Source organism: Shinella sp. H4-D48 (genome assembly GCF_022637395.1).
Lineage (GTDB): Bacteria > Pseudomonadota > Alphaproteobacteria > Rhizobiales > Rhizobiaceae > Shinella > Shinella sedimenti.
This window is the reverse complement of record NZ_CP093338.1, coordinates 699,350-711,321: the sequence shown is the minus strand read 5'-3', so window position 1 is coordinate 711,321 and position 11,972 is coordinate 699,350. Positions and strand designations below refer to the sequence as shown.

11 protein-coding genes are annotated in these 11,972 nt (G+C 58.5%); 8 read left to right on the top strand and 3 right to left on the bottom strand.

What is annotated here, in order from left to right:
* Positions 1-411: 411 nt before the first annotated feature.
* The gene (locus MNR02_RS20305; protein WP_241949105.1) at positions 412-1,137 is read right to left on the bottom strand and encodes a FadR/GntR family transcriptional regulator; all 726 of its coding nucleotides are present in this window, start codon (positions 1,135-1,137) and stop codon (positions 412-414) included.
* Positions 1,138-1,295: 158 nt separating this feature from the next.
* On the opposite strand from MNR02_RS20305, the gene MNR02_RS20300 reads away from it, so the two are divergent.
* From MNR02_RS20300 to MNR02_RS22975, 5 genes are all read left to right on the top strand, one after another.
* Entirely contained in the window at positions 1,296-2,564 is a 1,269-nt protein-coding gene (locus tag MNR02_RS20300) for a substrate-binding domain-containing protein (protein WP_241949104.1), read from the top strand.
* 230 nt (positions 2,565-2,794) lie between these two features.
* Entirely contained in the window at positions 2,795-3,739 is a 945-nt protein-coding gene (locus tag MNR02_RS20295; RefSeq protein WP_241602901.1) for an ABC transporter permease, read from the top strand.
* 81 nt (positions 3,740-3,820) lie between these two features.
* Positions 3,821-5,251, top strand: a complete 1,431-nt coding sequence (locus tag MNR02_RS20290; RefSeq protein WP_241949103.1) for a sugar ABC transporter ATP-binding protein — start codon at positions 3,821-3,823, stop codon at positions 5,249-5,251.
* A gap of 32 nt (positions 5,252-5,283) precedes the next feature.
* Positions 5,284-6,072: an N-acyl homoserine lactonase AttM gene (gene attM, locus MNR02_RS20285; protein ID WP_241602895.1), complete on the top strand. Its 789-nt coding sequence runs from the start codon at positions 5,284-5,286 to the stop codon at positions 6,070-6,072.
* A gap of 112 nt (positions 6,073-6,184) precedes the next feature.
* Entirely contained in the window at positions 6,185-6,628 is a 444-nt protein-coding gene (locus tag MNR02_RS22975; RefSeq protein ID WP_371746765.1) for an SgcJ/EcaC family oxidoreductase, read from the top strand.
* Positions 6,629-6,838: 210 nt separating this feature from the next.
* Here MNR02_RS22975 and MNR02_RS20275 read toward each other — a convergent pair whose 3' ends face one another.
* Complete coding sequence (locus MNR02_RS20275; protein WP_371746764.1) at positions 6,839-7,894, bottom strand: Fic family protein; 1,056 nt, start codon at positions 7,892-7,894, stop codon at positions 6,839-6,841.
* Positions 7,895-8,390: 496 nt separating this feature from the next.
* On the opposite strand from MNR02_RS20275, the gene MNR02_RS20270 reads away from it, so the two are divergent.
* Together MNR02_RS20270 and MNR02_RS20265 are read left to right on the top strand one after the other, a co-directional pair.
* A complete protein-coding gene (locus MNR02_RS20270; RefSeq protein ID WP_241949101.1) occupies positions 8,391-8,690 on the top strand; it encodes a hypothetical protein in 300 nt (99 codons plus the stop codon).
* Complete coding sequence (locus MNR02_RS20265) at positions 8,691-9,134, top strand: FAD-dependent oxidoreductase (protein WP_371746777.1); 444 nt, start codon at positions 8,691-8,693, stop codon at positions 9,132-9,134.
* Between the two features lie 312 nt (positions 9,135-9,446).
* Here MNR02_RS20265 and MNR02_RS20260 read toward each other — a convergent pair whose 3' ends face one another.
* Positions 9,447-10,361 carry a hydroxymethylglutaryl-CoA lyase gene (locus MNR02_RS20260; protein ID WP_241949100.1) on the bottom strand — a complete coding sequence of 305 codons (915 nt, stop codon included), beginning with the start codon at positions 10,359-10,361 and terminating at the stop codon, positions 9,447-9,449.
* Between the two features lie 192 nt (positions 10,362-10,553).
* Here MNR02_RS20260 and MNR02_RS20255 point away from each other — a divergent pair, with 192 nt between their 5' ends.
* Entirely contained in the window at positions 10,554-11,972 is a 1,419-nt protein-coding gene (locus MNR02_RS20255; protein WP_241949099.1) for an aldehyde dehydrogenase family protein, read from the top strand.

Below are 11,972 nucleotides of genomic sequence, written 5' to 3'. Positions count from 1 at the left end.
AATGAGTCTTCCCGGATTTCCTCTTGGGCGTGACATCCGCGACAACAACGAACAAAATGAGCGTGCAGCCTGTCCGATCCATGTGCGGATCTGCCTCGCTATGGCACACAGGCTGCGATCAGGCTCAGGCTCTCGGTAACGAGGCTGTCCAAGTCAAGCGATTTTGGACGAGCACAATCGCCCGCCTGCATGCGGACAATGTGGAGACTACTACTGAACAGCGCGGTATGTGCTTGGAGCCGCAGCCTTCTTGTAAGTTCGCCCGGGTGCATGCCCTCTGTCCGTGCTCAGCGCGCGAGGTGCCACGTGACGCTCACGCGCGACCAACGCTATAGCGACAACAAGACCAGCATTCCGAAGAGCCCTTTAAATTCCGCTCTCGGGACCTGCTTCCATCATGACGAGATACGTTTACAGCGGTTCTTCGTTTGACCCGCTAAGCAGCAATCTCAGGCGGTTTGCTGCGCCGCGCAGGTGATCTTCCGCTGCAAGGCGCGCCTCCTGCGGATCGGCCTTCGCGATGGCATTGTAGATTGCAACGTGCTCGGATTGGACCTGCTCAAGCAGTGCGTTGCGCAACGTGCTGGCACGTGCCTTGCGTATGAAATTGCGGACGTGCGACTCAAGAAAGTCTGACATTTCCCGGAAATGCGGATTTCCACAGGCATCAACGATCTCTCGGTGAAACGCTAGATCCTCCTCTACGCCGGCCTCTCCATTGTCGAATGCCGACTGGATAGCTTTGAGCCGACGTTCGATTTCTTGAAGCTGTTTTTCGGAACGCCGCTCTGCCGCCAGCGCCGTCGCGGCGGACTCGACTGCCATCAGCAGTTCGATGACATTCTGCACATCGAGCGCGTCAGTGAGATCGACGCCCGCCAGCCGGAAGGCAACCTCTTTCGTCTCTATCACGAAGGCGCCAAGCCCCTGACGGGTTGCAACCAGACCATCTCGCTTCAGTGAGCCTATCGCCTCGCGTATGATCGGCCGGCTCACGCCGTATTTTTCAGAAAGAACACGCTCCGTGGGAAGCTTGTCGCCCTTGGCATAGCTTCCTGACGTGATGTCGGCACGGATACGGCCGGCGACCGAATCCGCAAGCGAAGGGCCGCGTTTTACCCTGTCATCTAGCACCATGCGCGCCCTCCGAGCGTTCCGTTTCCATCTCTACTATCCAGAGCGGTTTTAGCAGGCTTCGCCGGCCGCAACTGCCCCAATGCATCTTTTTCCGCAAGAATAGCAGAATCTACTTGTCAGGCAACCAAGTAATATGGTTCATTGTCCACAAGAGGAGGGTGGCCGCCGGTCACCACGACGGGTTCCGGTTCATCGAAGCGGGCAGGGTGCCGGGCGTTGGCCCCACACCGCCGCCGACGCATGCCCGGGTGACAGGGAAATCGTCGTCCAGCAACAAGCGCGGGGCCTCTCGGGTCGAAATCCGAAGCAATAGGGAGGAAAACATGAGCTTCTTTGATGACACCGTACGGTTGCGAAGACTTGCACAAGAGGCCACCGAATATGCGCAGTTCAGTCGCCGTAGCCTTTTAAAGGGTGCGGCTGGCGTCATCGGCGGCGCCGCCTTTGCCAATTCTGCGGTAATGGCAAGTGCGGAGGAGATCACGCCTCCCGCGCCGGGCAAGAAGGTGCGTATCGGCGTTCCGCTAACCTACGGGCCATTCAATCAGCCTTGGCGCCGTGGCTGCTGGCAAATAGTCAAGGCGGTGCTCGATGCGGGTGGCGAAGTCGTCACCGTTCGTGGCGAACCGACCAAAGCGAGCGAGCAGGCCGCTGCCCGCGCACTGCTTGATCGCGGCATCGACGCCCTCGTCATGGGCATTTATTCCCAGGAATCCGAGACGGCCTATATTGCCGACGAAGCCCACAAGCGCGGCATCAAGACGGTTGGCTTCACGATCCCAGTGAAGGATTCGCCTGCCGTCATGGACGACGTCTGGGGCACCGCCACCACGCTCGGATATTTCGTCCAGAACTATTGCAAGCGTCAGGGCACCTTCGCTCAGACCGCAGAACAGCGCGGCTATTTCACGCCGTTCGACATGGAAGTCGACATGTTTGAGCTAATGTGCCGCTACGAGCCTCGAATGAAGGTTCTGCCCTTCATCGATGGAGGGCAGGGCACGACGGATGAAATCTCCGTGGGTCGCAAGAACATGCTGTCCCTGCTGCAGGCAAATCCTGAACCCGGCTCTCTCGCCGGCTTCATATCGTGGTGGTGGCCCTTTACGCTCGGAGCGGGGCAAGCGCTCAAGCAGATGAACCGCGATGACGTTCCGCTGTTCAACCACTACCTGTCGACACAGTTTCTCGAAGCCTGGGCTGCCAAGCAGGTTCCGGTGGTTTTCAGCTGCGATTCGCCGTTCCCGGAAATCGGCCGAAAGACCGGCGAACTCGCAGTTAAACTTGCCCGTGGCGAGGATGTCCCAAACATCGTCTACCGCATTCCGGTCATCACCAAGACACCGGATCAGGCGGCAGAGGCCCTTACCGAACTCAAAAGCATGGACGAGCAGGCGATCGCCCTGCTCAAACAGTTCGGCGGCTAAGGCCAGCCTGGCATGCGGCGGGCATAATCTTCCCGCCCGCCGCATGCGCCTGCCACCGCACGACACACGGGTAAGCGGTTTAGGCCAAGGCCGACACTTGCCTTCTATCGATCAAGAACGACTGGAACAGAGCAGTGACGCAAGCTGAGCAGAAAAGCCTCACGCAGGTGAAGACGATGCAAAAATCTATGGCAAAGACACAACCCGCGGGACGAACAGAATCCGTTGCCATGCGGTTTCTGCGGCGCTGGGGAACGATCATCGTGCTCGTGCTGGCAGCCGTCGGCTTTTCCATCGCATCGCCTTATTTCGCGACCGCCTCGAACCTCAACAACATCCTATTCTCGATGATTGTCAGCGCACTGGTATCGCTCGGCCTGACATGGGTTGTCATTTCCGGCAGCTTCGATCTGTCGATCGGGCTGACGGTGACCACGTCCTCGATCCTTGTCGCTTTCCTGATTCCGACCCTTGGGCCGTGGGCTGCCATAGCCGTCGCGCTTGTTGCGGCCTGCATGATCGGCGCGGTCAACGGCATTCTCGTCACCTATGGCCGCCTGTCCGGCATCGTGGTGACACTGGGGGTGATGTTTGTTCTTTCGGGCATCAACATTTTCATTACCGGCGGCTACCAGGTGCCGGTTGGGTATGACGAGACGGCCTTCCTCTATCTGGGTCAGGGCAAGCTCGGCATAATCGGTGTTCCGGTGCTCATCCTGCTTGCCGTGTTCCTCGTTGCCTTGATCGCGGCCACCCGCACGCGCATCGGCCACTATATCGCCGCCGTCGGCGATAATCCGATGGCGGCCTTCTATTCCGGCATCAACGTCTATCGCTGGGTCATTCTCGCGTTCGTACTGTCTGCTCTTATGTCAGGCATTGCAGGGGTGATTGTGACTTCGATATCCTCTTCAGCGCAGCCTGTCGGTGGTGAAGGCTATCTGCTGGAGGCATTCGCTGCCGTGTTCCTCGGCGCAACCGTCCTTGGCAAGGGCAAGCCGCACCTGTTGGGCACGCTCGTCGGCGTCTTCTTCCTCTATATGGTGGATTCCGGCATGAACATGGTCGGCTTCCCGTTTGCCGCGCGTCACATCTTCCAGGGGCTGGTTCTCATCATCGCGGTCGGCGCCAATGCGCTTCTCAACCGCGAAGAAGTCCATCTCAAGTTCATCTGAGGTGAAGCGATGACTGGAACAGCACTCGTCGAACTGAAAAATCTCGAGAAGGAATTCGCTGGCACCAAGGCGCTGAAGGGTGTGAGCCTCAGCTTCCTGGCCGGCGAGGTCCACGGCCTGCTCGGCGAAAACGGCGCAGGCAAGTCAACCTTGATCAAGATACTCACCGGCGTCTATTCACCCAGCGCCGGCGAGATTTTCCTCGAAGGCACGCCTGTGCGGGTCTCAAACCCGCCAGAGGCACACCGTCTGGGCCTTGGCGCCGTCTATCAGGACGCCGAACTCGTCTCCAGCTTTACCGTCGGGCAGAACATACTGCTTGGAAACGAACCGGGGTGGTTGCGCATCAGTGACCGGGCGATCCACGAAGAGGCGACCGCGATCCTGGCCGAAATGGGCATCGAGCTCGATGCAAGCCGCAACGCGGGCACACTGTCGGCCGCCGAGATGCAGCTTGTTACGCTGGCGACGCTCTTCCATCGGCGATACAAGCTGATCGTGCTGGATGAGCCGACGGCCCGTCTTTCCGCCGCGGAATCGGAAGTGCTCTTCCGGATCATCGAGCGCTTCAAGAAACAGGGTATCGCCATCGTTTATATCTCCCATCGCCTTAAGGAGGTGCAGGAAATCTGCGATCGTGCAACCATCCTGCGCGGAGGGCTTGTCTCAGGTACACTCAACCGCGGCGAAGTCACCGAAGATCGGGTGACCGAGCTTATGGTTGACCGCAATCGCGCAGAGCTATCGACCTACAATGATGGCAGCCGGGTTCGCTTAGATGTTCTTCTAGAGGCGACTAACTTGGCGACGACCAACCTGTCGCCGCTGTCCTTCACTATCCGGGCGGGCGAAGTTCTGGGCATCACGGGGCCGGTCGGGGGCGGCATGGAGGATGTTGCGCGTGCACTCGGCGGCGTCGTCCGTCACACGGGCACGGTGAACCTGCGCGGAAAGGCCATCGACGTCAGCACACCCATCGCCGCGCGGCGTTCTGGCGTGGCGCTCATTCCCGAGGACCGCCGCAAGCAAGCGCTCTTTCCGGCGCTTTCCGTTGCCGAGAACATCTGCCTTCCGGTGCTGAATAGGCTGGAACGGTTCTTCACCGTCCGCCCCGGTGCTATGAAGGAATATGCCGACGACGTAATGGACCAGCTAGCGGTGCGGCCGCGCAACGCCGCCATCCAGGTCCGCTTCTTTTCCGGCGGCAACCAACAGAAGGTGGTCATCGGCAAATGGATGAGCGCCGGTGCATCGCTCTACATCATCGCTGAGCCGACGAACGGCGTTGATGTCGGTGCTATCAAGGAGATCTACGACATCATCCTGCAGCTTGCACAGCAAGGCGCGGCGGTGTTGCTTGTGTCGTCTTCATTGCGCGAGATGCTGGCACTGGCCGATCGCGTGATGGTCATTCACGACGGTAACCGGGTCGCGGAAGCCCCAAAGACCAATTGGACCTACGATGAGCTTCTCGCCGTCACCCTGAGCGGCAAATCGAAAACCGCGGCGTAAGCTGCATCAGATCCACGATAGGAGGAGACCCCATGAGCACAGATATCAGGCTCTACATGTTCCAAACCGGCCAGATCCGGCAAAAGGAAGTCGACATTAAGCTTGGCTATAGCCAGGACACGTTCTTCACGCCGATACCCTGGTACCTGATCGTGCACCCTAAGGGTAATATTGTCATCGATGGCGGTACAGCCGTCGAGGCAGCCCACGATCCAGAAGGCTGGTGGGGCGAGACGACCAAGAAGTACTACCCGATCATGGATCCGATGGAGGGCTGCGTGAACCAGCTCGCCAAGATCGGCATGAAGCCTGCCGACATCAAGTTCGTGCTTCACTCACATCTGCATCTCGATCATTCTGGCGCCTGCGGCAATTTCCCTAAAGCACGCCATCTGGTCCAGCGCCGCGAAATCGACTGGGCTTTCTCCGCCGACTGGTTCATGCAGGGTGGCTACATCAAGAAAGACCTGACCAAGGACGGCATCACCTGGGACGTGATGGAGGACGAAGACCAGTATGACGTGTTTGGCGACGGCAGCGTCCAGACGTTCATGTCACCGGGGCATACGCCCGGTCACCAGTCAATCATGGTGCGGTTGCCGAACACCGGTCCGATCCTGCTCGCGATCGATGCGGCCTACACGATGGACCATTGGAACGAAAAGTGCCTTCCCGGTGCACTGACCTCGGCACGTGAGGCAGCAGCGTCTGTTCGCAGGCTGCGCCGTATTGTGGAGAAGGAAAACGCGATTGTCGTGCCTGGCCATGACATGGAAACCTGGCAGGCCTTCAAGAAAGCGCCCGTGGAATATTATGACTGATCTTCGAAAGTTTGATGCCGTCGGCGGATATCCGCTGGCGGCTGACGTCGCCGTGGCGTACCGGCGCTAGGCGAAGCCCTGACATTTGTATCCGACCTAAACATAACCCACGATGGCCGCCGCAAGGCTTCCGTCCGAGAGCTCCTGTTTTCAAATGCATGACATAATTCTCGATGAGATACAGCAGAGGTGGAACGCTGCGGCAGCGACCTGGGATAGCAAGGCGCTCGCCAGGATCTATACGGGCGACGCCGTTTTTTTCGGCTTGTTGCCAAGGCTCTATGTCGGCCGCTCGGAGGTCGAGGAGTATTTCGATAGTTACCGGAACACGCTCCGGGGCGTCACACTTTCTCTCGTTGATCAGAATATCCGTGCCTTTGGCGTGGGTGCGTTGATCGCGCAGGGGTTCGGCAACATCATTAATCGCCATCTGGACGGTACGATCGTGCACAACCGAGTACGCTCTTCGTTTGTCGTCGTGAATACGAAGGGGGAATGGCAAATAGCGCTGCATCATTTTTCGACTTTGACGTCGTCTGCAAGTGGAGCATCTTGACTCGATATGCGCGCGCTTGAGCAATGAAGTGGGTGGAAGAACCTGTCCTCCAAAAACGTCGCGAGTGGAGCCAGATCTTAGATCTCTTGCGGCGACACGCTGAAGATCAAGAATGAAATTGACGATAAATACTATCTAGTCGTACGTCTGGGCCATAGGTTCATATTGCTTCAAGATCAAATCCATTCAGATGGGCCTGACACCACTTCGTTAGGAAAGACCGTACCAGGCGCCGCGGCCGGCACCGTGCAGGACGAGGTGCCCTTGATCCACGAGCGCCCTGAGATGATCCTTAATGGTGTGACGGCTTGCAGCGGTGATCCGTGCAGCCTCCGCGACCGTAATCCGCCCGTGCTCGCGGGCCAACTCAAGCAATGTCACGGACAATTCCGGCATGTCGGCGAGGATAATTCGTTCGCGCTCCATTTTTTTCTCAAGTTGCGTCTTCTGCCGATGCAGCGCTCTCAGAAAGTACTCGATCCAGGGATTCCAGTCTGGCTCGGCGGTGCGGATCGTTCCCTGCGTGCGCCGAAGCGAGATGTAATAGCTCTCCTTGCTTTGCTCGATTATGCTCTCGAGGGAGCTGTAGGGCACGTAAGCGTAGCCGGCCCGCAGGAGCAACAAGGTCGTCAGAATACGTGATAGGCGGCCATTACCATCCTGGAATGGATGGATTTCCAGGAAAACGACAACGAAAATCGCGACGACCAAAAGTGGATGGAGCCGCTTTTCTCGCTGTTGTTCATCCAACCAGATGATCAGCTCTTCCATTCGACGCGGCGTATCGAATGGCGATGCCGTTGCGAAAACTACGCCAAGGCTCAGGCCCTGTTCGTTGAACGCTTCCACGTTGTTGGAGAGGGTTTTGTAAGCGCCGCGATGCCGCTCGTCCTTTGTCGAATGCGTAAGAAGGTCGCGGTGGAGCTGACGGATATGACTCTCGGTGAGCGACATAGCTTCGTAAGCACTGAAGATGGTCTCCATCACCTCCGCATAGCCGGCAACCTCTTGCTCATCGCGTGTCGTAAACGACCCAAGGCGGATGTTTGCCAGAAGCTTTTCGACCTCTCGGTCCGTGAGGCGTGCCCCTTCGATACGTGTTGAGGAACCGACGCTTTCGATCGTGGCCACACGCCGGAGGCTGGACAGCCGCTCAGGCGCGATCCGGCCGATCGCACGCCAAGCACCCTTGAACTCGTCGATTTCGGCGATGAGCGACAGGACTTCGGGCGTGATCCGGACGGTCGCCGTATTTAACAATTCCATTTACGCATCCATTTCCACCCAATTCCCAAAACGATGGCATGCACTATTTATTCATCCATTTCCATCCAATTTCCATCGGAAGCTGTCTGATATGTCACCAGATGAATTGCAGATCGGTCCTCCTATGTCATGGTCAAGGTACTGGCCACCGAGCACGAGGATTTCCAACTCTCTGACATCTCAAGGAACTCGCGTGAGATCAGCGCGGAAGAACAGCGGGTCGTAGGTTCGATCCCATTCAAGAGCTTAAGTTCCACTCGTGTCCGAGGTCCAATCTTCGTGCGCTGCCCAGTTGGAAACAAGAGTACGTGGAACGCTTCGATTGCAAGGATAACAGCTAAGACGAGAAGCTGTACGGGGCCATATTGCTCGAAGAAATGGTGGAAGAATCGGGCGTCGAGGTGCTGCTGCGCGCCAACGTGGTCCAGACGGTGATGAAGGATGGCGCAGTGCGCGGGCTTCTCATCCGCACCCAGCCCATCACATCTATTTCCGCGTGCTCAACGTCAATGTTCCGGCGCTCATCGCCGATTGCGAGGCGAACCGGGCGGACATGTGGGAAGTCGTCTATCCGAAGGAAGCCGGCAATCGCAATGAATACTATACCATGGCCGTGCTTCTGACTGGCTTCCAGCAGCGCATCAAGGACAAGGTTGCCGAAGGCTTTAACTGGATCATCCCGAAAGATCACATCACCATGAAGACGGGGCTCATCCCCGGCGAGATCAGCGTCAACGTGACGCGTTATCAGGGCAATGGCCTCGACGACCGCGACCTGAGCCGCGCCGAGATCTAAATCCGCAAGCAGGCCTATTGCGCGTTCGATTTCCTGCAGCGCTATGTCGGCGGCTTCGAGGATGCGATCTTCCTGGAACTCGCGCCCAAGCTTGGCGTGCGTGAGACCCGCCGCGTGACCGGTCATTACATCCTGACTGAGGCCGACGTGCGAGGCAACGGTCGCTTCGACGATGCGATCGGTCTTTGCAATTCGCCGGTCGACGTGCACGAGCCGGGCGGCAGCCGCGCCATCATGGACCATGTCGGCATCGGTTACGGCATTCCGTGGCGCACGCTGGTGCCGCTCGATGTGGACAATATCCTCGTTGCCGGACGGTGCATCTCCGTCGATGCCATCGCCTTCGGTTCCACCCGCAACGTGCCGGCCCGCACCATGACGGGTGAAGCGACAGCGATTGCGGCAGCCATGATCCGGCGGCCGTCCGGCCTGTCGGGCGATTGATAACGGGTTCATCTTCCTGGTTCAAAGTTGTTCGGCCAACCTCCCACGGCGGTCATGCCTGTGATTGAACGCTGCCCATACTCGCTATTCGCCGACCCGGACGCCAAGCAACGCCAAGTCACTGTTTGAAAACGGCAATGACGCCCCCACAGTCCGAACGATGAAGCTCCCGGTCGCTAGCGGTGCGCTACCCGTGGAGTGCGCCACTTGGTCCCCTGACGCCTGCCTTTCGTCAAAGCCACTTGCCTCGGCGTCAATGCGCGGGCTGATGGTATTATGCTGCAACAAGCAGACGCGGTCAGATCCGAGCATCTAGGCGTAAACGCGATCGCTGGTTCCTGCTTTCATGACATAGCCAGGCGTGGCATGGCCAAGCAAGGCCGGAAGCTCGCATGAAAGTCCGATCAACGCTGAAAGATCCACGCCTGTGTCGATCCCGCAAGCGTGGAACATATGAACCAGATCCTCGGTGCAGACATTTCCCGTCGCACCGGGGGCATAGGGGCAACCGCCGATGCCGCCAAGTGCGGAGTCGAAGCTTCGGATGCCGGCATCATAAGCCGCAAGCGCGTTGGCAAGACCCATGTCGCGCGTGTTGTGCAGATGGAGCGTTAGCTGCAGGTCCGGGTGATGCCGGAAAATTGTCGTCGTGAGTTCACCGACCTGACGGGGGTTGGCGACGCCGATCGTATCGGCGATCGTGATGCCTTCAATGCCCATTTCGCGATAGATATCAATGGCCCATAGCACCCGCTCCACCGATTGGCGACCCTCGAACGGGCAGCCAAACGTCGTAGCGAGCGTGCCGTTCACGAAGAAACTGCTGCCCGCGATCGCTGTCATAATTTCCTTGAACTGGGCAAGCGACTGGTCGCATGTCATCCGCATGTTGGCGAGATTGTGCCGTTCTCCGATGGACATGACGAGGTTCACCTCGTCCACGCTGCTCTCCAGCGCACGCTCCGCGCCACGCACATTGGGCACGAGTGCCGTGTAACGCACGCCCGGCACGCGCGTTATGCCCTGGAGTACGTCGGCCGCGTCGCGCAGGTTCGGAATCGCTTTCGGCGACACGAAAGATGAAACCTCGAGACGCCTGACACCCGTGCGCGAAAGGCCGTCAGCAAGTCGGATCTTCTCCTCGGTCGCAACGAAATCCGGCTCGTTCTGGAGGCCATCCCGCAGAACGACCTCATTGATCTCTACGCGATCCTTTTCCTCTGCCATCTCCACCTCCTGTTTTCGCTTGTCATGCCGGCTAACATGCGTCACGGAAAGTATCAAGGAGAATATGAACTGATACATCAGATGACATTTTTGAGTTGAAGTTGGGCTGGCTTTGTTTTATGTCCATCGTGATGTCTTATCTGATGCATCACAGCATTTAGCATTTGGCCGTGACCGCGGCCTGGAGGAACAATGTCGCAGTCCGCAGATCATAGTCATATCGCACAACTCGTTTGCCGGGCGCGCAGTGCGCAGGCCATCCTGAACGGCTACACCCAGGAGCAGGTCGACCTAATAGCCGGTGCGATCGTATACCATCTCTCACGCCCCGAACTGGCAGCGACAATTGCAGACATGGCTTATGACGAGACGAAGATGGGCCTTGTCGAAAGTAAGCTCGCCAAACTTACGCACAAGATGCCGGCGATCTTCCACGACATCCGTAAAGAAAAGACCGTCGGCGTCATCGCCCGCGACAACGAGAACGGCATAATCACTATTGCCAAGCCCTACGGAGTCATCGCGGCGCTGGTGCCAAGTACCAATTGCGAGGCAACGCCGATCTTCAAATCGGTTCTGGGCATCCGCGCCCGCAACGCCGTGATCTGCGCGCCGCATCCGGCCAGCAAAAATACCACCATCTTTGTCGTCGATGTCATCCGCCAGGTTCTTCGTGCGCTCGATGCCCCGGAAGATTTGGTCCAGTGTATCGTGGCACCGTCTAAGGCGCTCGCCGCCGAGCTCATGGCCCAGTGCGACGTGACCATGGCGACAGGCTCGGGTGATATGGTGGCCGCGGCGTATTCTTCCGGCAAGCCGGCCTATGGGGTAGGTGTAGGCAATGCTGCTGTGATCATCGACGAGACGATCGATCTGGCGGAAACAGCCTCGAAGATCAGGATCGGCAAAACCGGCGACAATGCCTCCGGGTGCTCGGCCGAAAACGCCATCATTGTCCAGGCCTCCGTCTATGATGGCTTTCTGCGCGCACTCGAAGAGGAGGGGGCGTATATCGCGACGGTCGAAGAGAAGGCGAAGCTCCAGGCCGTGCTCTGGGAGAACGGCCATGTCTCGCGCAAGGTCGTTGCTCGCCCTCTCGCTGAAATCGCGGCCCTTGCCGGCATCGACGTGCCTGTCGGTCGCAAGTTCATCGTGGTGGAAGAGCAGGGCGCCGGTGCCGACTATCCGTTCTCCGGCGAAAAGCTCAGCCTCGTCCTCACCTGCTACAAATACGATGCCTTCGACGACGCCATCGCGCTGGTCAACGTCATCACCGGCTATTCTGGTGCCGGCCATTCCTGCGGCATCCATTCCAACGATCCCGAGCGTATCCTGAAGCTCGGCCTCGAAACGAAGACCTCGCGGGTCATCGTGCGCCAGTCGCACGGTGTTGCGAATTCGGGCAGCTGGTCCAACGGCCTGGCGAAGACCTTCTCGCTCGGCTGCGGTAGCTGGGGTGGGAACTCGGTATCCGAAAACGTCACCCAGAAGCACTATTACAACACGACGCGCATCGCCGAACCGCTTGACCGGTCGGCGCCCGACGATCAGGCCATCTACGGCCCCCTGCTCGGGAAGATCGCCGCCGTGCGTATCGCTGCGGGAGCCTGA

Excerpts from the sequence above, each read along its gene's own strand:
- attM (WP_241602895.1), top strand. The coding sequence starts at position 5,284 with ATGAGCACAGATATCAGGCTCTACATGTTCCAAACCGGCCAGATCCGG.
- MNR02_RS20275 (WP_371746764.1), bottom strand. The coding sequence starts at position 7,894 with ATGGAATTGTTAAATACGGCGACCGTCCGGATCACGCCCGAAGTCCTG.
- MNR02_RS20305 (WP_241949105.1), bottom strand. The coding sequence starts at position 1,137 with ATGGTGCTAGATGACAGGGTAAAACGCGGCCCTTCGCTTGCGGATTCG.
- MNR02_RS22975 (WP_371746765.1), top strand. The coding sequence starts at position 6,185 with ATGGCCGCCGCAAGGCTTCCGTCCGAGAGCTCCTGTTTTCAAATGCAT.
- MNR02_RS20295 (WP_241602901.1), top strand. The coding sequence starts at position 2,795 with ATGCGGTTTCTGCGGCGCTGGGGAACGATCATCGTGCTCGTGCTGGCA.
- MNR02_RS20260 (WP_241949100.1), bottom strand. The coding sequence starts at position 10,361 with ATGGCAGAGGAAAAGGATCGCGTAGAGATCAATGAGGTCGTTCTGCGG.
- MNR02_RS20255 (WP_241949099.1), top strand. The coding sequence starts at position 10,554 with ATGTCGCAGTCCGCAGATCATAGTCATATCGCACAACTCGTTTGCCGG.